The organism is Bacillus sp. PK6-16, from assembly GCF_056530295.1.
In genome coordinates this window covers 2499421-2525090 of the sequence record NZ_CP096511.1, presented here as the reverse complement: position 1 = coordinate 2525090, position 25670 = coordinate 2499421, and the positions used below count along the sequence as shown (strand labels likewise).

Below are 25670 nucleotides of genomic sequence, written 5' to 3'. Positions count from 1 at the left end.
AAATCACCCTTTTCCTATATACTTGTTTGAATCAACCCTCCATATTCAAACTGCTGTAATACTTTCGTTCGAAGTTGTTGAAACGATTGAGAAGTTTTATTTCGCGGATAAGGCAAATTATTTTCAATCACTTTATGTATTTTCCCTGGTTTTGCACTCATAATGATGATTCGGTTTGAAAGATATATTGCTTCGTCTATATCATGTGTAACGAATATCATTGTTGTTTTCTTCTGCTCCCAAATATTTAGCAATACTTCTTGTAAATGACTTCGAGTAAAAGCATCCAGCGCTCCAAAAGGTTCATCAAGTAATAATACATTTGGATCTCTTAATAACGCTCTCGCTATCGCAACACGTTGTGACATCCCGCCTGAAATTTCTTTCGGATACGATTTTTCAAAGCCATCTAACCGAACGATTTCAACCCATTCTCTCACCTTATCTTTCACATACTTATCTTTTAACGACAAATCAGCTGCAATATTTTCTTCCACTGTAAGCCATGGAAACAATCGATGCTCTTGAAATATAAATCCTTGCTTCTTACTCGGTTTTGTTATACGCTCCCTATCAATAGTGATCTCACCTTCAAAATCGCTGTCTAAACCTGCAATGATTTTTAGTAATGTACTTTTTCCGCAACCACTCGGACCAATTACTGTAACGAAATCCCCTTTTTCTAATTGAAAATTAATATTCTCTAATACTTGAACCGTAGCAGTTTGTTTCGAAAAATATTTTGATACTCCATCAATTGAAACAGTCACTTCTTCGCCTCCTTGAAATGATTCATATAAATGAACAGATTCAGTATTTATGCAATAAAAAAACCAAAGGCATTTTATCAATAGATAAAATGCCTTCGGTTTCTCCAATCAGCAATACGTTATGGAATTAAGTACATATTATACAAATATTTCCGATAAGTCAACTAGGTTTTATTAAAACATACATATGATTTGTTTGAACATTTTACTTTTGTTTATTTTAACGATATCGTTTACTTACTATTTTTTCTGATCTTTAATCCACTGTAACCAATAAGAAAACTCACACGCTAAATGCATTTGATGGGATTTAATTAGACTATTAGGACAAAGGGCTGGGAACTCAACAACTAGACTTACTTCTATCCCTGTATCAGTATCTTTAAATTGATGTCGAACTCCACCAATAGTAGTACCATCTTTCATACGTGCAACACCTGTTGATTGATATTGATAAGATTTATCTCTTGGTGTTTTCAATCCAGTTTCGTCACCAAAAACAATGAAAAATTGAACTGGAAACGGAGAATTACCAGTAGTTTCGATAACCTCTAATTCATTTTCCCCAAAGGGCCTTAGTACATAGTGATCAGGACAAGCAGATAAATTCACTTTGTTATTTTCACGTGATTGTTCAAGCATCAAACTATCAATTCCATGTATGGCTTCTTCTGCTGTAATCCCGTCTAAATAAATACTAGTTTTTGAAAATTTTCGTCTATCGCCAGATAAAAGAGTACAGATACGCATACCTATTGCACTTAATCTAAGTTTTGATTTCAACTTTTCGTACATTTCATTGTATGTATATCGCAACTTTATTTCCGTTAGCTGTTTTATCATGACGTCTGTATCATTTATTTCAGACTCTTTATGTCCTAATATATATAATACTTTTTTTATCCGTTCTCTTTTCCATTTTATAAGTTGCTCTTGTGAGATATTATTTCCATCGATAATAATCTTCATATACTCTCTCCTTCCTTTTGATTGTATCGTAGTGTAGTTAATACTAAATTAACCATTTCTTGTTTTGTATCTAGATTCAACTTTACTTCTGAATGAGCAATACTGCTAAGACCGTATAAAATAAACCCAGAAGCTAATAATGAGTTATCAGTATAAAAAATCCCTGTTTTCACTCCCTCTTCAATTACTTGTCTAATTAACGGTTGCATACGTGCGAATAATTTCTGTTCCAGTTGAAAATGTTGTTCCGTCTGAAACGAACTCACATTTTTATAGGGTGCTAACTTTTCAATAAATGTCCAAAATATATCTAGTGAATCTTTCATCTTTTGCATGACAGACCGTTCATTTGAAATAAGTATTTCTTCAATTAACTCCATATTTTTCACAATAAAGTCATTTAAAACTTCATCAACAAAATTCTCTTTAGACTTGAAGTAATAATAAAATAAGCCCGTTGCTACACCTGCATGATTCACAACATCTTTTATGCCAAATCCTTTCATACCATTTTTTATATATAGTTCAAAACCAATATCCATTAACTCTTGGCGTCTTACATCTGGTTCTTTTGATATTCTTTTCATACGTCATCTCCTACAATGTTTTCACCACGACTGAATCTGATTCAATCATAAACGACTGAACTTGATTCAGTCAATATTATTTCATAAATTTAAAATCGATTTAATAACTAAGCGACGAAATTTCTACAAAAAAAGAGTAATCTCAAGAGATATGCTACTAACCTTAGATTTATTAAAAAAGTTAGATCATATAACTTGAGACTACTCATTCCCATTCAAAATATTTATGTAATTAAATTTTATTTCCTCTGCACCCTGGCTGTCTCCAAAACTATTGGTGGCAGCTCTTTTTGAATGATTTCTTTTAATCCATAAAGAGCTTTCTTCACATAACCACCTTCGAAATTTCCTAATGGTTCTGGTAATTCATCCTCATCCAATATGAAGTATTCTCCATTTGGAAGTACCATAATATCGATGATTAAATCTTCAAAGGAAACCACTTCATCTTTTATTTGTGTGTTTTTTACGATATTAAAATAGGAACCTAAATACTTTCCTTTTATATCTCTCCATACGTATAAATTGTACGGACGATCTTTCCAGTAATATGCGATTGTATAACTCCCTTTTGGGATTATTAACTTAGTATCATTTGCAGTCATTGTAAATGAATACTGCACCTCGTGAAATAAAACGATACTTTGTGATTGCTTTTCAAGTAATAAGCAATTGTGATCTACTATTGTTGAGTTATACCGGATTTTTCTTTCTATAATTTCAATTTTCGATGTAAGTAACTTATTCATTATTTTGTTTCCCCTTATGCTAGTTCTATCCTCAATTATATCCATTTATGTAGTAATAAAGAAGTATATAGTTTTTTATATAATGATTTATACAAATACATAATAAAAACTCCTTCTTATTTAGAAAGAGTTTTTCACTATCCATGTTTCATATTTTTTCACTTCTAACGGAAGCTCATTTGTTTTTATGCAACTAACAGTACTATTACTCATGTTTTAACTTTTCCTTAACCGCACCATAAAATTTTCGTTCTTCATCAACATTTAAGTAAATACGACTTACTGTTTTAGAAAAGCCGTATAACAACTGCGCTTTCACTGGCTCTTTTAATGTTATTTCAAAAGTAGCAGGTTCTTTTATGAACTCCATAACAGTTGCATCCAATACCTGTCTCCCTTCTTTTGCCGTTAGCAATTCACCCTTTTCTTTCCTAATCCGATTTGAATGATTACTTGTTCTTCTGTTACGACAAGTGGATTTTTGCGCATCGCTTGTATTTCAGCTATAAAATAAATCATCGCGTATACATTTAAAATAAGTAAAATCCATGCTATTACTGGATTCCACTGATGTAGTAAATAATGAAAACCAATGCTTTCAATTGCTGTTGCGTGAATAATCATGATATACACACCTATAGCACCAGTCTTTTTATGATATGAGTATACAGATTTACCTGTTGGTACTTTTTCACGCCACGATAAAAACGCATAATAGATTAACTTACACTCTGTTAGAATGACATCTATTAACTTACCTCTTTTCATAGTAGCGTCAAACGCTGCATCAATTGCATAAGAAAAGGAATAATTTTCTCTTCTATATTCTTTATATTTTTTTATTATTTTAGGAAGCACTCTAACAATTTTATAGAGAAGGAATAATTCTAAACCTACAAATGCAATTTCAGCCGCAACAATAATATAAGAGATGAATGAAAAAGCTTGTAAATAGTCACTTGGAATAACAAATCTTGCAAAAATATAACCAGCTATTACAACAGGAACTATATATGTTAACGAGTATCTTTTTCGAATAATGAAGAAATACGTGATGATTGGAATGACAAACATGCAATCTAATAATGACCCAAGCACAACTTCTTTCGGCGCAACTGATACAATTGGAAGGGCATACAATAAATAGTTTGATAGCATAATTAAAGAGACGAGTCCAATCCAAGTACCTTTTCGCCTTCGTGATAGTGTAACCTTCATACGTTCACTCCTTTATTTAAAAACCTCATTTAAATGGTCTTTATAAAATGAAATGGCACGTTCAAATTCTTTTACTTCCTCTACTTTCACGACAGTTTCAAGTAATAATTTCATCGCTGATTCGTGATCGTTTACGTTATATTTTGCTAATGATAAAAATACTTTCATTGGAGCGTTCTCTGGGAATTTTTTCACCCCAGCTTCTAATACTGTAATTGCCTTTTCATATTCCCCTATACAACGATATGTACTTCCTAAACCAATATAAGCACCGCAAAGCGATTCGCCATCAAGTCCATTTGCGATTGCCTGCTCATAATACGGAACTGCTTCTGTTTCTAGCCCCATTACATCATGTATCCACGCACACTGATACAGTACTTCTGCATCCTTTGTAAAGTTTGTTAATCCTATAAGCATATCTTTAGACTGCGCATATTTCTTTTCATTTCTAAGTTTAATAGCTTGCTTTAATAAATGTTCCATAGAATCCACTCCTCACCAATTATTCTGTGTATAGCTCTTGATTGGTATACGCTTCACATTCGTGTAAAAGTAAAATTCCCACCAATTAAAGTTTCGCTTACTTATACTATGCGGATTCATTCTCATCTAAAAACTTAATTTTAAAAAGCAGTGACACGATTACATAATACCTCTAAGCTTTTGACAATTTCTTTCGCTGTTTCATCTTTCCCATTACACAACTTCCCTTTACCATCCTGTCCAATTACATAATGCACAGCCCCGCGCGAATATAAAGAATGTGGTGAATTCGCAATCATTACATTCGCCCTTGCTTCTTTCATTCTATTTTTTGCTCTTTCAAACAGTTCTTCTTCATTTAAATCACTTTCAAGTTTAAAACCAACAAGTACTGTTTCTGGGTCCCATTCTTTTATTTGTTTTAATACCTTTGGAGCCTTTTGAAAGTGAATAATCGGTGCTATATCACTTGAAATTTTTCCGTTCATATTAAGAACATTACCATCTTGATCACAAATTTTCTCTACAATCCAATCTGATCCAGCTGCTGCCATAATGACTGCATCAACCTTTTCATGTGATATGATACTTTTCATTTTATCTTGTAAATCAACGATTCCTTCAAATGGATGTAATTCTAACCCTCTATGTATATCACTCGGTTTCTCCGCAAAATAACCGTGTAAATATATAACATGTGCCCCTTTAGCTAGAAGTTCTTCTGCGATTATCCTTCCGATTGTACCTTTGGCCATATTCGTATGCCCGCGTACTTGATCCCATTTTTCTAGACAACCACCGCTCGTAATTAATACCTTTTTCCCCTTCATTGTAACCATCCCTTACTAATTTTTCTTACGAAACCATTCTGTTCCAAAGTCAACTATATCACGCTGTTTCATTAGACGACACGTTGCATTCCCTATCTTCCCATTTTTTACAGTTCCTTTTCGCTCAAACTCCACACCAATTTCTACAAACTTCTCAGATTCGTAATCCATTTCAACAAACTCTTTCCACACTCTTTCACCGTTTTCTATAATAGGTGCTCCTACTTGTATTAACTCACATGCACCAGAACGCACCTCGGATAAATGAACAGACGTATTGGAATCATATCCAACACCAATTAATAATACGTACCCGTCTAAATCATATATTTTTCTTAATGGAGATTCTTCTCCAAAGCTCATTGATAACGAATGGTTCATTGTTATTTCTACTGCATGTTTTCCCCATGCAGCAAAACTTCCTAACGGATGATTACTACGTACTACATTCGGATATGTACGAAAACATTCAACTATTTCACCCATTCCCCTTGTTGGGGTTATACGTGAATCAAATGCTGGGACGTTATCTCGGATAATTTGCCACCAGTCTTCCGGTACAGGTGGTCTTGACCAATGTTTCGGATCGGACAAATCCGAAGATTGCGTTGGCATTATTATCGTTCCTTCTTCCGTAACAACTTTCATTAATGCTTCTACTACAGCAACGGCACCACCAGATATCCACCCGATAGAACTTAGTGATGAATGAACGATAATTGTCATTCCTTTTTCGACTCCTAATGCTTTTAAATCTTTTGTTATTGTTTCGATTGTATTTGGAAATTGTGTACTTGCTACTATTTCATTCATTTTCATATTGGTTCCCCCACTAGCCACGTAAATTTAAACTTTTATATAAATATATTATCATATTTTTCTTAATTTTTAACTTAATCATATTCATTACTACAAAAATATGTATATTATTATACTGAAGCCTCAAAACTCTATTAAAATCGTAGATAATGATGAGCGAGAGTTTTTTGAAATGAAGAAAAATGTAAATCCTATTTTTTCAAACTATACTCCATATGCATATTTTTATACTATTTTTCCATGTAACAATGAAATCTTTCTATCCCTAGATATTTTTCTCCTAAACTTTTAACTTGAAAACCAATTCTTTTATAAAATTCTACCGCCCCATCGTCTGTCTCCGCTTCTATATAAGTCAATTGATATATCCTTACCACTTCTTTAATCATTTGCAGTGCAATTCCTTTTTGACGATAATCTGGAGCCACTGCTATATGACATATGCGTGCTTTAGTTTCTCCGATTATTTCAATACCTAGACAAGCTTTTTCTTCATATTTGTACAAAGTCCCTTTATTACTTTGATAAAATATTACTGCCTTCTTTAAGCTTATTTCATTTGGACCGACGGCATATTGTAGCACATTTAATATTGAATCTTTCTCAATTTGTTTAACACACTGTAAATTCATACTTTCATCCCTTTCTATGAAAAAAGACTAGCTCTTAATAAAAAGAGCTAATCTCATTACGCCGTTATTTTTTCTTCTTTTTTTACAACGACAGCCACATAACTATGAAGTATCATTCCAATAATAACGAGACTCATACCAATCCAAGATAATGATGATGGAATTGGTGCAGATAACCAGATCAACTCTCCTACTAGCGCAAATAAAACTTCACCAGACTGCGTCGCTTCCACTGTTGCTAATTTTTGCGGATCATCTTTCACAAGATCTGTTGCAAAGAAAAATAATACTGTCGCGATTAACCCAGAGCTAACTGCTACAATAAAACATTGAAAAACTTGGCTACTTGACGGTAATCCGCCTGTTGATACTTCGTAACCAGATAATAAAAACCAAAATGGTAAACTTGCTAATGTCATACCGAGTACTCGCTGAAATACATCTAATTCCCCTTTACAAACTTGCATCATTTTTCTATTTCCAAGAGGATACGCAAATGCTGCAATAAGTACAGGAACTACACATAAAACGGTTTCACGAATACCTAATGAAGAAGCATGTTCTACTTGCATGAGAACGACACCGAATAAAATAATGGCCGACATTACTAATTCCTTCATCGGAAGTTTTTTATGTAGTGGATCCACCGCAAAAAATGGTGTTAACAAAATCCCTGCAACGATTGTAATTTGCCATGTTGATGCAACGAGCCAACCTGGTCCGAACGCTCCAGCAAAACTAAGCGGTGCATAAAAGAGACCAAATCCAACGATACTCCACACTAACCATTCTTTCGGATTGTTTTTCATATATTGAAAGAGTTGCTTTAAGTTCCCTCTATACATAACAATAAGTAATAGCATTGGAACCATAAAATAATACCGTAATGATGCACTCCAAATCCAGCTTCCACCTTCTAAGTCCATTGCCCTGTTTAAAACAAAAGTAAAGGCAAAGAAAAATGATGCCAGTATCCCTATAACAATTGCTTTCATTGTAAAACCCCTTGTATTTAATTTTTTATCTCTATGACATATATTTTAGTATACGCGATGAAAAATCTACATTCAAACCTACATTTCACTTTAGTGATGATGAAGGAATTGTAGTAGATTTACATGGGAATAAAGTGCATTGGTATGAAATCGAGGCCATTACATGTCAAAATTTTCAAGGGTCAAAATCTACTTTAATCTCGCCCCACTATACTCACCATGAAAATATACGCATCCGCTATAAAAGATGGTTACCAACTATTGCACATTCAATTTACTGGTTTTCTATTGAGAAACCAAAAGATTATCATAAAAATTTAATGATAGCTTGGGAAGAAAAGCGAACGAATAAAAACAAACGCCTCCTTTAATTATTATTTAGGGGCGTTCGTTCATTAAAAAATTAAAGAATATGTAGTTTATATTCTCTGTATAATTTCTTCAATCGACTTATATGGGCTTGATGATACCGATTATGATCTGCTATATGCCATATTCCCCATCTTATTGTCGCAGTTTCGCCTTTTTCATACAAAACTTCCTCTCTTAAAAGAACAACACCATATGTTCATCATCACTATACACACCATTCATTTTTATAGCCCTTTTTTCAATTCCGTATGTTTTAAATCCCATTGATTCATATAATCGTTTGGCTGGTTCGTTCGTTGACACAACCCCTAAATTCAATTGCTCTAGCTTCATCTCTTTTGCCCTTTCAATTGCTTTACGTATTAAATCACGTGCAAGACCACTTCTTCGATTTTCAGTATCTACATACATTGCAACGATATGTCCTTTATGCTTATATGCGTCTTTTTCTTCTGTTAATAAAGTAACAACCCCAACTAAACGATTTTCATTATTAAAAGCACCAAATGTAAAACTACTGTTGGATGAAAGATTACTAGCAACTCGTTCAAGAGGGTTTTCTTGACGTACTGCTTCTTCATAAGTCGTTATAAATGCTTCTGGATTTACTTGTAGTGCTTGTAAACGCAACTCCCAATATTTTTTTGCATCCGCTTTTGTAAGTAATCGAATCATTTTATTTTCCCCTTTTTAATTTACATAATATTTTTACAGGTTATTATTTTTTGATTCATACTCTTCTTTTAATATACTGTAACGATAGCGATGAATGAACTTTCCCTGTCTCAATCGATCATTTCTCATTAACCCTTCGCATACAAATCCGGCACTTTCATAACTCTTTTTAGCTTTTGTATTATCTTCATCTACACGTAACCAAATTTTCTCCAATTCAAACTGAGAAAAACCTATTTGTAACATGCTGTTTAGAGCTGCCATTCCAAATCCTTTACCCCAATAGTCTTTATTTCCAATCGCAATTCCTAGTTCAGCATTTTTATTTGTTTTATCAAAATTTTTAAGGTCTACCCATCCAATATGTATACCTGTCTCAGTAACGATTGCCCTTTGTTCATAACCATTTTTTCGGCTTATACAAGCTTCAATCCAGTTTCTCGTATCTCCACGAGTGAACGGAGGATATTGATCTGGTACAACTAAATGCTTTGTTACATCTCTATCTAATGACCATTGATAGCGATCTTCTACATCATCTAGTGTCAATTCTCTTAATTGAACATATGGTACATTCATTTTTTTCTCCTCTCTTTATTTACCAATAGAAAATCCTTCGAACACTCTTCCACCATACTGTTCTAACGTCTTTTCTATAAAATGAATTAATTCATTTTTCCCTCCCGTTTTATAAAAATGATCAAAAGCGGCTACAAATTTGTTTGCATATTGCTCATCATATCTTTTTAGCACTCTAATAAACCATTTTGAACTCCCAAGCCACTTACCATTTACTCTTAATACATATTCATGTACTAAATCGGCTAATAAATTAGCGATAAACAATTCTTCTTCTCTTTTTGTTGCACCAATAAAGTCATCTAAAGTATCCGTAATAAAATATCGCTTCTGCTTAATCGTTTCTTCGGTCCATTTAGCCGGTCCTTTATGTAGTAAATCATTCGCTTCTTTTTTTAATTTCTCAACAATTTCCTGTTCCCCTTTTAAGGCAATCCCTTCTGAAACTAATTGTGGTAACGACGGTCTCCCTCGATCACAATCCATTTTGAAAAAGGTTTTATATGTTTCGAAATTATGAACAAACACCTCAACAGGCCATCCATTACTATAGAAAGATTCTCTATAGCAAGAAGTTAAACTTTGATCGACTATTACAATGTCAAGGTCAGATGTTTTCGTCGCTTCTCCTCGTGCAACGCTTCCGCCGAGTAAAGCTACATCACAATTCGGAAATTGTAATGTAATTATGTTTTGTGCTGCTTCAATTGGTTTCATAACCGATCCTCTTTTCTTATTTCACTTTCTTTTTTTCAGCTCTTTCTCTCGCTTTTTTTATATAGCTTTCTGCATCTGGTGTTTTACATGATGTTGCACCATGATCAACCTCTATTTTTCCAATTTCACTTGCAATTTCAATCGCTTGTCGCTCTAAGTCTTCATTACGAATTCCTATTGCGATTAAAGCACTATTCATCGCTTCTTTTTTTCTATTTTTTTCATTATGTATATTTTCTTTAATCTCTTCTAAATACGGAGAGAAGAAATCATCATGTAACGTTTTATTTTTAATCGCTATATTTGCTAATAAAGACCAGCCAGCTCTTCCAATCCATTCATCATTAGACTTTGTCCACTCTTCCATTCTTTCTATTGCAATTGGCGAAGTACATATAGATGTCATAAGAACATCCATTAAACAGTAATAATCAACATCCTGAATCCAACTATTAAGCTGTTCTGTCGTTATTTTTTTCGGGTCTAAAATATAAGTTGCTAATGTCATTGCGTCCATATTTTTCGTTTCCCACAATTCAACTGCTAAATCGTGATCTTTTTTTATCTTCTTTTTTAACAATTTTAAATTCGCAAAACTAACTCCAAATAACGGCTCTTTCGCTCCGTGGTTTTTATACGTTTTTCGATTTTGTTCTGTTCCATATTCCTCTAGTTGCCGCATTACTTCCTCAAGTAACATATACCCACCTCTTTATCTTTTATGTTGACTGTATATATGTATGTACGATATATTCTACATTACTTTTTGGTTTTCCTATATTTATTTTTAAAATACGGTATGTGAAATTTTTAAACATTGCACAGCTATACCATCAAAAAAACTATACATGTTAAACATACAGTTTTTTGATGGTATCAATTTTGCGTAGAATAAGATATAAACTACGAAAGAACTTTTAATAAGATGTGTATTTCCAACATGTTTAGAAAACGCTTCAAAATGGTTTACTATCATACTTTTATACCTCCTTCATAAATTATGTTTACTACATTTGTTCTTAGCCAAAATACTTTCTACATTTTAATAACTCTCTCAATAAAAATTTCTTATATAAAAATCCCTACAAACACTGTAGGGATTTATGTCTAAATCATTTTGTTACACTCTATTTCATATGAAAATAGTTTTCTTATTCAGATGCATTCATAAGCACAATTCTCCAACCGTCTGGATCCTCTATTGTGGTTCCTTTCTCTATCCAATACGGGTTTTCAGGTTCTACCTCATGATAGCCCATATTACTTAATCGATTCACTATCTTTTCAATTTCATCTTTAATAGGCATATAAAAAACTAGTAAATTATCTTTTGTCGGTGCCGGACATGGACTTCCATTAACATGTGTAGTAAACTCCAAATGATACTCTTCATCTGGTAAGCCAAACATAACCCCATCATATCCTTCATGATTGTGAAATTCCCCTATACGTTTTAAACCTAATCCTGTTTCATAAAAACTTATCACTTCTTCAAATTTATCTGTTGGTCTTGCAATTCTAAATTGAACCCAATTCTTCATGCAAATCTCCTCCTTTTCATTTTCCAAAGCTTTATAGTAATTAGTATAGGTTACATATATTCCCTTTAACATCCCTCATTAGTGTGAACTTCCTAAGTTGAAAGACCTATTAGTTAATAAACAATAGGACTTTAGTATAAAATTCATATAAAATTAGTTATATAAATATAGAGATGAATTACAAGCTATTACGTATGAAATAGTTCTCCTTGCAGGGCCTTTATATACCGATCAGCAGATCTTTGTACAGCTTTATTCGCATCTTCCACCACACCATGAAATGCATTATATAGTCGACTAAATTGGATATCTTTTACCTTCTCTGCCATATCTCTAACTTTATTCGCTGGTAATGGAATGAGATTGGGATAACTATACATAAAACTTACCCATTTTCGATCCGAAACTACTTGTATAATATCACCTGATAACAAAATACCTTTCCCTTCATTACCGTCTTTCCAATGTATAACAGTTCCACCCTTAAAATGGCCTCCTAAGCGATGCAATGTAAGTTCTTCCGATAATATCAGATGCTCCCCAGACCAAAATTTAATTTGCTTACTCGGACGAACCACCCACTCTTTATCATCTTCATGAATATAAATAGGTACATTGAATGTTTCCGCCCATTTAACTTGTGTAGAGTAATAATGTGGATGAGAAAGTGCTATTGCTTGAATACCACCTAAATCATATATACGTTGTATCGTTTTATCATCTAAATAACCAATGCAATCCCACATAACATTTAGAGTTTTACTTTGTATTAAAAATGCTGTTTGTCCAATCGCAAATTTAGGTTTAGTAGTAATGCTATACAAACCGCTTTCTTCTTTTATTATTTCGTTTTTGTATAAATTGCTATTTTGCATCGTTTCTAATGTTGTCCATGACTGCCCAATTGGATTAACATATTGTCTTTCCTCGTTACAAATTTTACAGCGAGAAGGTGCTTCTTCATTTTCGGGATACTGTACTCCACATGTAGTGCAAATATAATTATCCATATTCCCACTCCTTTTTTCATGTAATTGTTTCTTTACCAATATTTTAATAAAAAACAAAAACATTCGAATCAATAATTGGAACGAAAACGAAGTGATACGAAAGTATGATTTGGTGATTGAAAGTTTAAATAATAAAGTTTAAATTCATCCTATTTTTCAAAACTGCAATTGATATAAAATCTTGCATACTTTTGAGTAAACTTTTTTACACTTGTAAAAAAGTTTTTTTTGCATTTCCCTACCTATAATTGCTAATATAGTAGAGTAGAACTTTTATAGAGAGAAGGAAAATTATGCACAATGGAATTCGAATGACAACTTTAGTAAAAAGGGCTATGTTAGTTTGTGCGGGGGTATTATTCACATACGAAGTAGCTTTTGGATCAGTACATACTGCTCTAGCTAGTACAGAGGATGAAGCAAAATCTGTTCAACTTGTAAGTGAGATTCAAACATCTCTTGCTCCGAAAGAAGCTCCAAAACATTATAACGGGCAAGTTAGAAAAGTCGCTTATTTAACATTTGATGACGGTCCTGGAAAATACACAGCTGAGCTTTTAGATATGTTAAAGAAAGAAAATGCAAAAGCAACATTCTTCCTAATTGGTTCAAACGTAAAAGCTTTCCCTGATCTTGTAAAACGCGAAGATGCTGAAGGTCACTACGTTGGGATGCACAGTATGACTCATAACTACAAGAAACTTTACACTGAAGGTCATTACGTAGATGAAATGAAGGAAGACCAAGGCTTAATCGCTGGTGTTTTAGGTAAATCACCAGTATTAACTCGTCCATCTTACGGCTCTATGCCAGGATTAAACGAAGCTCTTCGCAACAAAGTTGTAGAAAATGGCTTAAAAGTTTGGGATTGGACAATTGATTCTTTAGACTGGAAATATAACAAAATGCAAGTTGATGCTGCATCTGCTAAAATTGTAGAAAACGTGTTACATGGTGCTACAAATCCAACAGAAGTTATTCTTATGCATGATATTCATCCACAATCAGTAAAAGCAGTTCCTGGAATTATTAAAGGACTGAAAGAAAAAGGATATGAATTAGAAGCATATAATGAGAACGAACACTTCCCATTAAACTTCTGGCATGATAATCGTATGTAATGAAAAGACTTGATTTCCTTTAGCTGGGAATCAAGTCTTTTTATCATTTTGGGAATTACTCCTCGTATATTCGACTCAAACTCCCCCTTCTCTAATATCAATAAAAATTCAAAATCACATGTTATACTATAATTTAGTTTAAATAAGTAGGTGCCATATGATCGTATATACAGTACAAACTGAAGAAGCATGGAAACAATTTAAGAAACTTGGTTATTTAGAAGGTAATAAAGAATTCATCGATCCAGACGATGTATATTCATATGACTGGATGGTGCGCGTCGCTAAAACAAGATTGCCTCATTACGAAGGTAACTATCCTATTTGGGTCTGGGAAGCAAATAATTACCCAAATCGAAATCATAAAGCTTGGGGTAGAACAAATTCAAAAATGGTAATTTTAACACTAGATGTACCGAAAGAATGGGTACTATGGAGCTATTTTGACTATTGGTGCTGTGCTATGACTGATGGATCAACATATTTACATACAAAAAATAAGTGTACTTTAGATGAATGGTATACATATATGGATAAAGAATACGGGATAACATTTGATTTCGACTATTTATTATCTCATCCTGATTGGTGTCTAGGTAAAGAGGATTCGTTAGAAAAACAAGGTGTTATCGGCAAAATACCCCTTTCCTTCGTGAAAAAAGTAAGACGTTTTCGTGCTAAGACAGATAAGTCTATTAGTAAAATCCGAAGTGATAACTGGGATAATAGAAAAGAAAACCGCATTAAAAAGATGAATCGAAAATTAAGAAAGCGAAACGATAAACAAAAAAGAATACAAAAGCGACTTATACGAAATTAAAACATATATCAAAATACAGTAAGAAATTATGGATTGAATATACAAATTCAATCCTATTTTTTATATTATCAACACTTTAGCACATATTACTCTTAAGGAGTGATATGTATATGGATTTTCTTTCAGCCGAATATTTGTCCGCCCTACTTGCCATCATTGTAATTGATTTAGTGTTAGCCGGTGATAATGCCATTGTAATTGGATTAGCAGCAAGAAGATTACCGAAAGATCAGCAAAAGAAAGTTATTATATGGGGAACTATCGGGGCAATCGCGATTAGAGCCCTCGCTACCTTAGTTGTTGTTTGGTTGTTAAAAATACCAGGGCTACTTCTAATTGGTGGTGTACTCCTTATATGGATTGCTTATAAATTAATTGCTGAAGGCAAAGATCATGATATTAAGGCCGAAGAAGGATTTTGGTCTGCTATTAAAACCATTATTATTGCTGATGCGTTAATGGGCATCGATAATGTACTCGCTGTTGCAGGAGCTGCCCATGGTAACTTTTCTTTAGTAATCATCGGATTATTAGTGTCTATTCCAGTAGTCGTATGGGGCAGTACATTGATTTTAAAATGGGTAGATCGTTTTCCTGTCATCATTACGATTGGAGCAGCCGTTTTAGCTTATACTGCCGCGAAAATGATTGTAGATGAGAAATGGTTCGCTGGATTTTTCGAAAGTAACCCTTTGGTTAAATGGGCATTTATCATTATTATCATCATCGGCGTAGTTTTCTTCGGAAAGGCTAAACAAAAAGCAACAGCTGGTTCTGTCTCATAATGATGGTATATTTACAAATAAAAGGCGCTATTCATATGAATAGCGCCTTTTATTATTTATTTAGCTTCCCCTTCCGGAGTCGTTTTTACCTTCGTTTTGTTTTTATCGCGGTTGTTATAGTTATACTTCGAACGATCTACTGGAGTGAATCCTTCCGGTGTGTAGAATCGTAATAAGTCACCATTCACGACTTGGTCAGAGTATTTTAGTGAGTTTTGAACCATTTGTTCATTTTTCTTTATTTCATCTGTAAATTCTACAGGTTTTCCAGTAGTTGTATCATAGTATTTGCCGTTTAGTGCAGTAACTGTTGGGCTTACGTAGTTACCGTTACGGAACGCAACGACTTGTTTATGATCTGGTGATAATAAATCAGAACCGAATTGAACATAATTCTTTGTATCTGTACCTAGTAAGTGTAATAGCGTTGGAAGAACGTCAATTTCACCACCGTATTGATGTTGTACGCCACCTTTCACTCCTGGTACACGAACGATTAATGGTACACGTTGTAACTGTGCATTTTCAAATGAGTTCATTTCTTTACCCATTACTTTTGACATTGCTGCGTTATGATTATCTGAAATACCGTAATGGTCTCCGTACATAACAATAATTGAGTTATCATATAAACCAGATTGTTTCAAGTAATCGATGAAGCCTTTTACAGATTCATCTAAATAGCGTGCTGTTTGGAAGTACGTATCTACTGATGAATCACCTGTTGTTGCTGGTTCAATCGTTGCTTCTGCCTTATCGATTGGATAAGGGAAATGGTTCGATAACGTAATAAACTTCGTATAGAACGGTTGTTTCAACGTTTGTAATAACGGAATAGATTCATTAAAGAACGGTTTATCTTTTAACCCGTAGTTTACTACGTCTTTTTCATTCATATCGTAGTATGACGCATCAAAGAATTTATTAAAACCAAATGATTTATAAATATCGTCACGGTTCCAAAATGTTTTGTAGTTACCGTGGAATACTGCTGATGTGTATCCTTGTTGTCCTAAAATAGCTGGTGCTGATTGATACGTATTATGAGATTTCGTTGTAAAGACAGAACCTTGCGGTAAACCAAACATTGAATTCTCTAACATAAACTCCGCATCAGATGTTTTCCCTTGTCCTGTTTGATGGAAGAAGTTATCAAAATAAAGTGTATTCGCATCTTTTGTAAATGAGTTTAAGAACGGTGTAACTTCTTGACCATTTAATTTGTAATCAATTAAGAAGTTTTGGAATGACTCTAAATGAATGTAAATTACGTTCATTCCCTTTCCTTTACCGAAATACTCAGGATTTGGACTTGCATAAGTTGATGTTAAATAATTTCGTACTTCTGTCATATTATCGCCATCAGCTAATGCTCGTTCTGTCGATGCTTTCGCACTTTGAATTCCATCATAAATTGTGTAGTTGTATGCACCTAAATATTTCACAATATAATTACGGTCAAACGTTCTTGTTAATAATTCAGGACGGTCAGACTCTGCAAGACCTAAGTTAACACTGAATAATAAAATACCTGCTACAAATACTAGAGATAATTTATGCTTCGCAACACGAATTGGTTTTGGATTTGCAAATTTTGTTGCGACTAACACAATTAATATAATCGTGTCTAAGAAGTATAATGGATCATAAAGATGTAGCAACGCAAGAATACTACCACCTAAATCTCCAAAGTTATTCGTTTGTGTTAATGTCGGGAACGTAATAAAGTCACTGAAAAAGCGATAGTATACTACGTTTGCGTATAAAAGAATCGACAATAACAAATTAATGATAATTAACCAAATATAAGATCGTTTCCCTTTTGCAAATAATGCAAGTCCTAAAAATAGAACTGCTGAACTAAGCGGGTTAAAAAACAGCAAGAATTTTTGAATTGTGTTTGAAATTCCTAAATTGAATTCCGTTACATAAGCTGCATATGTTTTGAGCCACAATAAAATAACGGCAAACAGAAAGAATCCAAAATGATTGCTTAACACACTTTTGCTCTTTAATAAGAACTGTTTCATTTCTCCACCTCTTTTGATCATCCAAGGCTTATTTTTTTATAAGTCTGTCTCTCTATTCAAATTTTCTTCTTCAAATAGATTATCTTTATTTAACTATATGAAGAATATTAGTAATTATAATTTGAAGCTAGTATTTATTCAACTATTTCTTTCTAGACATTTTGACCTTGGTTTCTATTTAACAAAATAAATTTGTAACATTTCCTGTTTTCTCCCAAGATTCATCCACTAATTATGACACCCCATACTATATACCTTTATAAACTCATTCGCAAACTATTCTATCTCCAAATTTGGTACATATTTCACATGACAAAATAATACGATTTGATTATATTACTCCACTTACATTTCCCTTCTTCAACTAACTCTTTAAATCTTAAAGTCATTACATCCCTTCATACATGAAAAAATTCTCCTGTTCATTAATATTATATTTGAATAATTATTCATTTGACCGACCAGCGATGTTACGTTTTCTCGACAAAAAAACTCGCTCTAAAAAGAGCGAGTTTTTTCATTATATATTATTGACCTTTGTACATTGCATCTACTTGTTTTTGAAGTTCCTCATTTTCTAAGAACTCATCATAAGTAGCCTCTTTATCGATTACACCGTTTGGTGTTACTTCGATAATGCGGTTTGCAATTGTTTGCACGAACTGATGGTCATGAGATGTGAATAAGATTGTACCTTTGAATGCAATTAAACCGTTATTTAATGCTGTGATTGACTCAAGGTCTAAGTGGTTCGTTGGATCGTCAAGTGTGATTACGTTCGCACCACTTAACATCATTTTAGATAACATACAACGAACTTTTTCGCCTCCAGATAATACAGAAACGTTCTTCTTAACTTCTTCACCTGAGAATAACATACGGCCTAAGAAACCACGTAAGAAGCTTTCAGACTCATCTTGTGGAGAGAATTGACGTAACCATTCAACTAAGTTGTAATCACTGTTCTCAAAGTACTTAGAGTTATCTCTTGGGAAGTAAGATTGAGAGGTTGTAACACCCCATTTGAATGAACCGCTATCCGGCTCCATTTCACCCATAAGAATTTTAAATAATGTTGTCATCGCAATATCGTTACGGCCGATAAATGCAACTTTATCACCTTTATTTAAAGTGAAGTACACATTATCTAACACTTTTTCACCATCAATTGTTTTAGAAAGACCTTCAACAGTTAATAAGTCATTTCCTACTTCACGCTCAGGTGTGAAGCCAACGAATGGGTAACGACGTGATGACGGTCTAATATCATCTAATGTAATTTTGTCTAATAATTTTTTACGAGAAGTTGCTTGTTTCGCTTTAGAAGCGTTTGAACTAAAGCGTGCAATGAAGTTTTGTAACTCTTTTACTTTCTCTTCTTTTTTCTTATTAGCATCTTGTGTTAATTTTAAAGCTAATTGGCTTGACTCATACCAGAAGTCATAGTTACCAACATAAAGTTGAATTTTACCGAAATCAAGGTCAGCCATGTGCGTACATACTTTATTTAAGAAGTGACGGTCATGGGATACTACGATAACTGTGTTTTCAAAGTTCATTAAGAAGTTTTCTAACCATTGAATCGCTTTTAAGTCCAAGTGGTTGGTAGGCTCATCTAATAATAGAATGTCAGGTTGACCGAATAAAGCTTGAGCAAGTAATACTTTTACTTTCTCTGCCCCAGTTAATTCTGACAATTTCTTATCATGAAGATCTTCACCAATACCTAAACCTTTAAGAAGAATTGCAGCTTCTGACTCAGCTTCCCAACCGTTAAGCTCAGCGAACTCACCTTCAAGTTCAGCAGCGCGCATTCCATCTTCATCACTAAAGTCTTCTTTCATGTAAATAGCATTTTTCTCTTGCATTACTTTGTAAAGTTGCGTGTGACCCATAATTACTGTTTCTAATACTGGGAACTCTTCATATTCGAAGTGGTTCTGTTTTAATACTGCTAGACGCTCACCTGGCGTAATATGTATGTCACCTGTTGATGGTTCAATTTCTCCAGATAAAATCTTTAGGAATGTAGATTTACCAGCACCGTTTGCTCCGATTAAACCGTAGCAGTTACCTGGCGTGAATTTTATGTTAACATCTTCAAATAATTTGCGATCCGCGAAACGCAAACTAACGTTACTTACTGTAATCATTTGTGTCCTCCTACTAATACCGCTTATTTCAGCGTTTTCTCACCGATTGTCTTAAAAAATCGCATATTACGACTCAATTATTGTAGACTATAGCTATTATATAGTAGAAGCTGGATGAATAGCAACGGTTGATTGCTATTCCTTTCTTTCCAAACTCGAATAAAACCTTTGTTTTTAATTAGATTAAAGTTACATACACGTTTTAAAGAGGATTCATTTTGAAAAAACATTTATAATTGGAGCATTATGTTTATCAATTGAAATAACACAATAATTTGTATGCATTTCGCATTATAAATAGCAAACTAAAACGCTCAGAAAATATTCTGAGCGTTTTCATTTCCTTCTCCAACTAAAGCACCAGGTAGTGTAAAAAGCTATTTCACCATTTGTATTGTTAACTTATCTTTTAACATTGACCTATATGAGGCAATTTCATATTTTGTATTATTGATTTTTTCTTTTTTCATTTTTAACATATCGAATATTTCTAACTCTAAATTCCTTCTAGCTTCAAGAACTTTTATCGCTCCTTCTACCCCTGAATGGTTATGTTCTTTCCCATAGCCTTGGTTCGTATAATAGTCGACAATTCCTGTGGACCATTCTGGATTTCTTTCTTTTAATGCCTTCCTAAATGAAAATTCAAGATCATCTTGTTCTACATAGAATAACATTGGATTTAAATTCTCTATGATTTTTGCAACTTTCATTACATAATTTATTATTTTTTCTTTTTGTTCACCGTATTTAATCATCCCAATTGTTAATGGATTTTGTATGAAACAACATTCAAAAATATAAACCTTATTATCTTCTAGAGCAATTTCAGCAAAGTCATTCCATTTGTCAGCAATTAATTCAACATTTTTATCGAATGGTAATTCATATATATCGTTTTTAAAAATATCATTACATAATTGGTCCGAAAACTGGTCACCAAACTCATTTTTTATCTTTCTGTATGGTAATAAATAATTGCTTCCTTTTTTTAAAACTCTTTTAAGAAGCACTTCTTTAAAATCTCCACTGTTAGATACTAATCTATCGAATTCAAATTTATTAAAACAAGATACACCATCATAGTCGGCGGGGTGATTCAAATTCCCCTCTAAAAATAGTTCAACTTCAATTATATTTTGGCTTAGAATTTCATTTATTAGCTTTGCAGTGGTCGATTTTCCGAATCCAGGTAAACCTTCTACTATTATTAGTTTTGTATTCATATTTATAAATCCCTTCCTTCAAAGTATTTAACCAAGATTTAAAAAATTACTTACTCCACTGCAATCACTCCTTCAAAATACGATATTCAACATTTCCTTTGAAAAATCCTTCTTAAAGTAACCTGACCGTTAGTTTAAGAACATTTTTTCACAATCTCTATCATTATTTTAACATAAATTTCCATTTACCTTTTAAAAAAGATAGTCCACCATTATTTGAGTGAACTATCTAAAGTAAATTATATTTTTTAAATCAAATACTTTGTCAGTAATCCCCAATCGTTGCGCTGGTGTTTTTACTGTTTTCTTTTTCTCTTCCTTTGCAATTTAACTAGATAAAAGTACTTAAACAATGCAATAACAATTAAAAAAGGGATGCTAAATCATATGTGATTTACATCCCTAATTTGTGTGTTATTTTATATGTTCTCTCCCATAACTGAAACAGTTACTTTTAAAAGGGGATTCTTTTATTTTCTTTCACTTAATTTCTTTGCATAATTCTTCATTTTACTCGTTAACCCTATTAATGCCGGTAATAATATCGGCATCACAATTAAAGCTAATAGAAGAAGTGCAACGCCAACTACGGATGCTACTTGTATAAGCGTTAATACACCTGAAGGGATTAATGCAGCAAATGTACCACCTAAAATAAGTGCCGCTGATAATACGACTCCTCCGATATGACGAGAAGCAGTTACAATTTTCGTCGCTGGGTCCCCTTCTAACTCATTGTATCTCATCATTACAAAAATACTATAATCCACTCCTAAAGCGACAATCATTATGAAACTAAAGAATGGAACATTCCAGCTTAATGAATCTACATGTAAAATATGCGTACTAATTTGTTCACTTATCCCTAATGATGCAAAGTAAGCTAATAGTAACGATCCAATAATAAAGATGGTGTTTAATAATGAACGTGTAATCACAATTAATACAATCGCGATTCCAATTAACATAATTGTAGCTGTACGTAAGAAATCTTGCCCAGTTACTTCTTTTAAATCAACGTTTCTAGCTGTCGTTCCTCCGATTGCTGTTTTCGCATGATTTAATTCCGACCCCTTCAAAGTACCATCTATTGTGTTATTGATTTCTTGAATAATTGGCATCGCTTCTTTTGAATACGGATTTACGTCTAAAATGATTGTCATTTTAGCAGTCTTTCTATCATGTGACATGTACGTATTCAAAGCTTTTTGGAAATCTTCTCCCTCCAAAACTTCTTTTGGAATATAGAATTTCTCAGAGCTTTTTGATTCGTTCAGTTCTCCTAAATATTTCTGAGCATCCCCTAGGCCATTACTTACCTTTTCAAGGCCTTCTGTACTTTTAGTTAGTCCGGATTGTAATTGACCCATCTGTTCTTGCAAGTCTTTCAGTCCGGTTAATAGCTGACCTTGCCCATCGTTTATTTTCGTTAATCCAGATTGTAACTCAACTGATTTATTTGCAATTTGTTTTGAACCTGAAGAACCTTCATTTAATCCATTTTTAAGATCGGCTGCTCCCTTTTGTAACTTATTAACTCCATTGCTCATTTCTTTTAAGCCGTTATCCACTTTCAGTAACGATTGATTCGCTTCTTTAAATGAACTCATCGCCGTTTTGTGCTGCGTTGCTAATTGATTTAATTCATTTGAAAGTACGCTTAATTTCTTTTGAGCCTCTTTAGCAATTCCTATCGTTTGTTGTATGTTTGGATCATTCGCTAATTCTGGTTTCGTTTGAACGAAATTGGTCATTAACATTTCAATTTGTTCATAACCTTTCTTCGCACCGTCAATCGCTTGAGAAATACTTCCGAAGTATTGATCGTAAGAACTTAAACCTTTTTCTAACTGTGTATAGCCAGCATGAAGTTGTGAAGTTGCTTGAGATAATACACTTATATTTTCATTTACTGAAGTTAACCCACTCTCAATTTGCCGCGCACCTTGTGCTCCGTCATTTATGCCATTGGATAGTTGATTTAAAGCTGTTCCTAATGCTGATACACCACTTTTCGCTTCATTTGTTCCATCAATTAACTTTTGAACGTTCGCAAGACTATTTGAGTCCTTATTACCCATCTTATCTTTCGCAGTAGTTAATCCATCATTAATTTCCTTTATACCACCATTGGCATCTCCTAAACCTGTATTTAGTTCACCCGCTTGTTTATTTATATATAGTTCTTTAATCCTATCACCAGTTGGACGTGTCGGTGAATATACTTCTGAAACACCTTTTACTTTCAAAATCTTATCAGTTAGTTCATCTAAAGTTTGAAGCGAACTCGCCTCATCTAACTTGTTATTCGATTGAATGACTAACGTACTTGGTGAAGAAAAACCAGGTGGAAAATGTTCTTCTATTACGTTAATCCCCATTTTCGACTCATATTTATTGTCTACTTCAAATAAATCGTTGTAATTAAGTGTATTAGAATACTTTGATATGAAAGGAATTGATATCACGAATACAATAATTAAAGCTACAAATGGTCTCACTACTGAGTTATTCGCAAAGAATCCCCATAGACGACTGTCTTCATGACCTTTAAATGTTTTAACGGGATAAAACATCCCTTTTCCTAAAAGCACCATAAAAAACGGATTTAACGTAGTTAATACTAGTAATAAAACTGCGACACCAATTGCTACCGCTGAAGTAGATTGATATAGTTTAAAACTCGCTAAAGCAAGAGATGCAAAACCAATTAGTACTGCTATCCCGCTATATAAAACGGTTTTCCCTGCCGATTTAAATGTTTCTTTCGTAGCCAAAAATGCGTTTTCTTGTTTACTTAATTCTTCTTTAAATCTCGTAAATAATAAAATGTTATAGTCTGTTCCAACCCCAAACAGGACAACAACGACAAACACTTGTGTAAAGTTAGAAAATGGAAAATTAAATTGATCTACTAAATGAGCAATAATCCCCATTGAAACTAAATATGATACCCCAACAGTAAGAAGAGAAACAATTGGAACAATAGGTGAACGGAATACAATGATTAATATTACAAGAATGAAAATGATTGAAATAACTTCAGTCTTTTTCACTCCCTCTTGAGAAGATGTAAGGAAATCTCCTGCTATTAAATCACTTCCTGTTAAGTACGTTGTTACCCCTTTCGTTTTCACTTTATTATGAAGGTTATTTGTAACTTTCGATATTTCACCATGCTTTTTATCTATCGATATTTGCGTTAAAATAGTCGTATTATCTTTAGAAACTAATTGTTTCTCTAATTCTTTATTATCTAAATGTGAAACAACTTCTTTAATTCCTAATTGTTCTTTTTCATTTTGCAAAGCGTTGATTGTTTTTATTATTTCCTCTTTTTGCTCAGTCGTTAAAGCTGTTTTACTGTCACTATTAAAAACAACTATAATGTCATACTTTTCTGTCCCGTCTTTATCCATTTCTTTTATCATTTTGTCAGCAATACTACTTTGTTCTGTATTAGGAATCGTAATGTGCCCTTTTTCTTTCACTAATTTATCCATATTAGGCATCGTTACGATCATTGTAATGGTAATAACTATCCATAATAGAAAAGATAAACTTCTCCAATTTTTCAGCTTGCTCATTTGCATCATCTCCCGCGATTAAAATTTACGTTAGTTACGGAATGAATATTCATTCCTATTATTCTATTACATTATTTTGTAAACTCTATTAAACTAGTCTTTCCGGAATGAATATTCATTCCTTTAGTTGCACAAATACCCTCTCCTACTCTCATTTTTTAATTCTATTTAGGAATGAATATTCATTCCTGTCCTTATAAAGCTATAGAATCAAATGATTCTAATAGCGTTCCAAGAGCTTTCTTCCAACTCTTTTACTAACTCTTTCGAGTATTCTAATTGCCCTGTTGCAATTACTTTCGTTAATTTTTCTAACGGTTGATATACAATAATAATTAAAGCAACTGGAGGCAATGGACGAAGCAAACCTTTTGCGATTCCATCTTCAATAATATTCATAAAGAAGCCTATAAAATCGTCAAATATTTTCTTACTCTGCTCATCAAGAAAATAACTATCACAGTGAGAATTTGTAAATAAAAAAGCATCCACATTGTTTCTCGCAAATTCAAATAAACGGTTATACGTATGACTAAACTGTTCACGAATATTTGCTTCAACAGGAAAATCCGTTTTTATCATTTCAGAAAGCTGTAACATACTTTTTGAAAATAATGAGTTAACAAGCGCCTCTTTATTTTCAAAATAGCGATAAATAGTACCCGCACCGACATTTGCTTTTTCAGCGATCATTGGAATTGTCGTACCATCGTAACCACGCTCTGCAAAAAGTTGCATCGCAGCATCAAAAATATCCTCTTGTTTGTTTTTAGCCATTTTTTCCACCTCTATTTTCAGGAATGAAAATTCATTCCGTTTTTAATTATAAATTACAGGGAATAAAAGTCAAGTGCGTGACAACGTATAGTTGCGATTCTATTCTCTTGTATGTGAATAAAATTATATCAGCGATTTTCAGGATATATCAACTTACCGACAAAAATTAATACAATGAGATGGAGCTATCCCAAAATTTTGTTCGAAACAACTCCATCTTAT

Annotated in this window: 22 protein-coding genes and 4 pseudogenes; 4 read left to right on the top strand and 22 right to left on the bottom strand. The window is 33.2% G+C overall.

All coding sequences use genetic code 11. The annotated features are described in order from the left end of the window. Window positions 1-14 precede the first annotated feature (14 nt). From M1D66_RS12890 to M1D66_RS12845, 10 genes and pseudogenes are all read right to left on the bottom strand, one after another. Window positions 15-662, bottom strand: a pseudogene (locus M1D66_RS12890) (ABC transporter ATP-binding protein); the annotation flags it as partial. A 348-nt stretch (window positions 663-1010) separates the two neighbouring features. Beyond that, window positions 1011-1739 carry a hypothetical protein gene (locus tag M1D66_RS12885; protein WP_000691333.1) on the bottom strand — a complete coding sequence of 243 codons (729 nt, stop codon included), beginning with the start codon at window positions 1737-1739 and terminating at the stop codon, window positions 1011-1013. Next, window positions 1736-2326 carry a TetR/AcrR family transcriptional regulator gene (locus M1D66_RS12880; protein WP_242555188.1) on the bottom strand — a complete coding sequence of 197 codons (591 nt, stop codon included), beginning with the start codon at window positions 2324-2326 and terminating at the stop codon, window positions 1736-1738. Before M1D66_RS12880 ends, M1D66_RS12885 begins: the two co-directional genes overlap by 4 nt. A 239-nt stretch (window positions 2327-2565) precedes the next feature. Then, the gene (locus tag M1D66_RS12875; RefSeq protein WP_001037874.1) at window positions 2566-3075 is read right to left on the bottom strand and encodes a ribonuclease FAU-1 family protein; all 510 of its coding nucleotides are present in this window, start codon (window positions 3073-3075) and stop codon (window positions 2566-2568) included. 205 nt (window positions 3076-3280) lie between these two features. Then, window positions 3281-4293: pseudogene (locus M1D66_RS12870) on the bottom strand (hypothetical protein). Window positions 4294-4305: 12 nt separating this feature from the next. Continuing rightward, window positions 4306-4779 (bottom strand): tetratricopeptide repeat protein, encoded by a 474-nt coding sequence (locus tag M1D66_RS12865; RefSeq protein WP_153595272.1) that lies wholly within the window; start codon window positions 4777-4779, stop codon window positions 4306-4308. 140 nt (window positions 4780-4919) lie between these two features. After that, complete coding sequence (locus M1D66_RS12860) at window positions 4920-5609, bottom strand: phosphopantothenoylcysteine decarboxylase domain-containing protein (RefSeq protein WP_000676721.1); 690 nt, start codon at window positions 5607-5609, stop codon at window positions 4920-4922. A gap of 15 nt (window positions 5610-5624) precedes the next feature. Further along, window positions 5625-6428 carry an AAC(3) family N-acetyltransferase gene (locus M1D66_RS12855; protein ID WP_000783346.1) on the bottom strand — a complete coding sequence of 268 codons (804 nt, stop codon included), beginning with the start codon at window positions 6426-6428 and terminating at the stop codon, window positions 5625-5627. Window positions 6429-6658: 230 nt separating this feature from the next. Further along, entirely contained in the window at window positions 6659-7060 is a 402-nt protein-coding gene (locus M1D66_RS12850) for a GNAT family N-acetyltransferase (RefSeq protein WP_153595273.1), read from the bottom strand. Between the two features lie 56 nt (window positions 7061-7116). Continuing rightward, the gene (locus M1D66_RS12845) at window positions 7117-8055 is read right to left on the bottom strand and encodes a DMT family transporter (protein ID WP_000644585.1); all 939 of its coding nucleotides are present in this window, start codon (window positions 8053-8055) and stop codon (window positions 7117-7119) included. A gap of 38 nt (window positions 8056-8093) precedes the next feature. Here M1D66_RS12845 and M1D66_RS12840 point away from each other — a divergent pair, with 38 nt between their 5' ends. Next, complete coding sequence (locus tag M1D66_RS12840; RefSeq protein ID WP_419836395.1) at window positions 8094-8426, top strand: hypothetical protein; 333 nt, start codon at window positions 8094-8096, stop codon at window positions 8424-8426. A gap of 32 nt (window positions 8427-8458) precedes the next feature. Here the strand turns inward: M1D66_RS12840 and M1D66_RS12835 are convergent. The 7 genes and pseudogenes from M1D66_RS12835 to M1D66_RS12805 form a co-directional block, all read right to left on the bottom strand. Beyond that, a pseudogene (locus M1D66_RS12835) lies at window positions 8459-8605 on the bottom strand (DinB family protein); the annotation flags it as partial. Beyond that, complete coding sequence (locus tag M1D66_RS12830) at window positions 8602-9102, bottom strand: GNAT family N-acetyltransferase (RefSeq protein WP_000620314.1); 501 nt, start codon at window positions 9100-9102, stop codon at window positions 8602-8604. The gene M1D66_RS12830 and the pseudogene M1D66_RS12835, both read right to left, overlap by 4 nt. A gap of 33 nt (window positions 9103-9135) precedes the next feature. After that, a complete protein-coding gene (locus M1D66_RS12825) occupies window positions 9136-9681 on the bottom strand; it encodes a GNAT family N-acetyltransferase (RefSeq protein WP_001102498.1) in 546 nt (181 codons plus the stop codon). Then, window positions 9638-10398 (bottom strand): annotated as a pseudogene (locus tag M1D66_RS12820) (nucleotidyltransferase domain-containing protein). The gene M1D66_RS12825 and the pseudogene M1D66_RS12820 overlap by 44 nt, the downstream one beginning before the upstream one ends. A gap of 16 nt (window positions 10399-10414) precedes the next feature. After that, entirely contained in the window at window positions 10415-11098 is a 684-nt protein-coding gene (locus tag M1D66_RS12815) for a DNA alkylation repair protein (RefSeq protein ID WP_000923471.1), read from the bottom strand. Window positions 11099-11549: 451 nt separating this feature from the next. Then, entirely contained in the window at window positions 11550-11939 is a 390-nt protein-coding gene (locus tag M1D66_RS12810) for a VOC family protein (RefSeq protein ID WP_000800667.1), read from the bottom strand. 188 nt (window positions 11940-12127) lie between these two features. Then, entirely contained in the window at window positions 12128-12949 is an 822-nt protein-coding gene (locus M1D66_RS12805) for an MBL fold metallo-hydrolase (protein WP_242555187.1), read from the bottom strand. A gap of 293 nt (window positions 12950-13242) precedes the next feature. On the opposite strand from M1D66_RS12805, the gene M1D66_RS12800 reads away from it, so the two are divergent. The 3 genes from M1D66_RS12800 to M1D66_RS12790 all read left to right on the top strand — a co-directional run bounded on the left by M1D66_RS12800 (window position 13243) and on the right by M1D66_RS12790 (window position 15675). Next, the gene (locus M1D66_RS12800; RefSeq protein WP_000551452.1) at window positions 13243-14070 is read left to right on the top strand and encodes a peptidoglycan-N-acetylglucosamine deacetylase; all 828 of its coding nucleotides are present in this window, start codon (window positions 13243-13245) and stop codon (window positions 14068-14070) included. Between the two features lie 157 nt (window positions 14071-14227). Continuing rightward, window positions 14228-14890 (top strand): DUF3841 domain-containing protein, encoded by a 663-nt coding sequence (locus tag M1D66_RS12795; RefSeq protein WP_000637706.1) that lies wholly within the window; start codon window positions 14228-14230, stop codon window positions 14888-14890. 110 nt (window positions 14891-15000) lie between these two features. After that, window positions 15001-15675: a TerC family protein gene (locus M1D66_RS12790; RefSeq protein ID WP_000346932.1), complete on the top strand. Its 675-nt coding sequence runs from the start codon at window positions 15001-15003 to the stop codon at window positions 15673-15675. 56 nt (window positions 15676-15731) lie between these two features. Here the strand turns inward: M1D66_RS12790 and ltaS are convergent, their stop codons facing one another. The 5 genes from ltaS to M1D66_RS12765 all read right to left on the bottom strand — a co-directional run bounded on the left by ltaS (window position 15732) and on the right by M1D66_RS12765 (window position 25448). Continuing rightward, on the bottom strand, window positions 15732-17705 hold the full coding sequence (ltaS, locus tag M1D66_RS12785; RefSeq protein WP_000808770.1) for a lipoteichoic acid synthase: 1974 nt from the start codon (window positions 17703-17705) through the stop codon (window positions 15732-15734). A gap of 527 nt (window positions 17706-18232) precedes the next feature. Continuing rightward, window positions 18233-19858 carry an ABC-F family ATP-binding cassette domain-containing protein gene (locus M1D66_RS12780; protein ID WP_000633864.1) on the bottom strand — a complete coding sequence of 542 codons (1626 nt, stop codon included), beginning with the start codon at window positions 19856-19858 and terminating at the stop codon, window positions 18233-18235. A gap of 377 nt (window positions 19859-20235) precedes the next feature. Then, window positions 20236-21084, bottom strand: coding sequence for a P-loop NTPase family protein (locus M1D66_RS12775; RefSeq protein ID WP_242555186.1), 849 nt, complete (start codon window positions 21082-21084; stop codon window positions 20236-20238). Window positions 21085-21554: 470 nt separating this feature from the next. Further along, the gene (locus M1D66_RS12770) at window positions 21555-24671 is read right to left on the bottom strand and encodes an MMPL family transporter (protein ID WP_242555185.1); all 3117 of its coding nucleotides are present in this window, start codon (window positions 24669-24671) and stop codon (window positions 21555-21557) included. 210 nt (window positions 24672-24881) lie between these two features. Then, window positions 24882-25448, bottom strand: a complete 567-nt coding sequence (locus M1D66_RS12765) for a TetR/AcrR family transcriptional regulator (protein ID WP_001107309.1) — start codon at window positions 25446-25448, stop codon at window positions 24882-24884. Window positions 25449-25670 lie beyond the last annotated feature (222 nt).

Coding starts and splice junctions, on each gene's coding strand:
- M1D66_RS12825 (WP_001102498.1), bottom strand. CDS start 9,681: ATGAATGTACCATATGTTCAATTAAGAGAATTGACACTAGATGATGTA.
- M1D66_RS12800 (WP_000551452.1), top strand. CDS start 13,243: ATGCACAATGGAATTCGAATGACAACTTTAGTAAAAAGGGCTATGTTA.
- M1D66_RS12795 (WP_000637706.1), top strand. CDS start 14,228: ATGATCGTATATACAGTACAAACTGAAGAAGCATGGAAACAATTTAAG.
- M1D66_RS12770 (WP_242555185.1), bottom strand. CDS start 24,671: ATGAGCAAGCTGAAAAATTGGAGAAGTTTATCTTTTCTATTATGGATA.
- M1D66_RS12810 (WP_000800667.1), bottom strand. CDS start 11,939: ATGAAGAATTGGGTTCAATTTAGAATTGCAAGACCAACAGATAAATTT.
- M1D66_RS12815 (WP_000923471.1), bottom strand. CDS start 11,098: ATGTTACTTGAGGAAGTAATGCGGCAACTAGAGGAATATGGAACAGAA.
- M1D66_RS12860 (WP_000676721.1), bottom strand. CDS start 5,609: ATGAAGGGGAAAAAGGTATTAATTACGAGCGGTGGTTGTCTAGAAAAA.
- M1D66_RS12880 (WP_242555188.1), bottom strand. CDS start 2,326: ATGAAAAGAATATCAAAAGAACCAGATGTAAGACGCCAAGAGTTAATG.
- M1D66_RS12845 (WP_000644585.1), bottom strand. CDS start 8,055: ATGAAAGCAATTGTTATAGGGATACTGGCATCATTTTTCTTTGCCTTT.
- M1D66_RS12850 (WP_153595273.1), bottom strand. CDS start 7,060: ATGAATTTACAGTGTGTTAAACAAATTGAGAAAGATTCAATATTAAAT.
- M1D66_RS12875 (WP_001037874.1), bottom strand. CDS start 3,075: ATGAATAAGTTACTTACATCGAAAATTGAAATTATAGAAAGAAAAATC.
- ltaS (WP_000808770.1), bottom strand. CDS start 17,705: ATGAAACAGTTCTTATTAAAGAGCAAAAGTGTGTTAAGCAATCATTTT.
- M1D66_RS12780 (WP_000633864.1), bottom strand. CDS start 19,858: ATGATTACAGTAAGTAACGTTAGTTTGCGTTTCGCGGATCGCAAATTA.
- M1D66_RS12765 (WP_001107309.1), bottom strand. CDS start 25,448: ATGGCTAAAAACAAACAAGAGGATATTTTTGATGCTGCGATGCAACTT.
- M1D66_RS12830 (WP_000620314.1), bottom strand. CDS start 9,102: ATGATTCGATTACTTACAAAAGCGGATGCAAAAAAATATTGGGAGTTG.
- M1D66_RS12865 (WP_153595272.1), bottom strand. CDS start 4,779: ATGGAACATTTATTAAAGCAAGCTATTAAACTTAGAAATGAAAAGAAA.
- M1D66_RS12885 (WP_000691333.1), bottom strand. CDS start 1,739: ATGAAGATTATTATCGATGGAAATAATATCTCACAAGAGCAACTTATA.
- M1D66_RS12775 (WP_242555186.1), bottom strand. CDS start 21,084: ATGAATACAAAACTAATAATAGTAGAAGGTTTACCTGGATTCGGAAAA.
- M1D66_RS12805 (WP_242555187.1), bottom strand. CDS start 12,949: ATGGATAATTATATTTGCACTACATGTGGAGTACAGTATCCCGAAAAT.
- M1D66_RS12790 (WP_000346932.1), top strand. CDS start 15,001: ATGGATTTTCTTTCAGCCGAATATTTGTCCGCCCTACTTGCCATCATT.
- M1D66_RS12855 (WP_000783346.1), bottom strand. CDS start 6,428: ATGAAAATGAATGAAATAGTAGCAAGTACACAATTTCCAAATACAATC.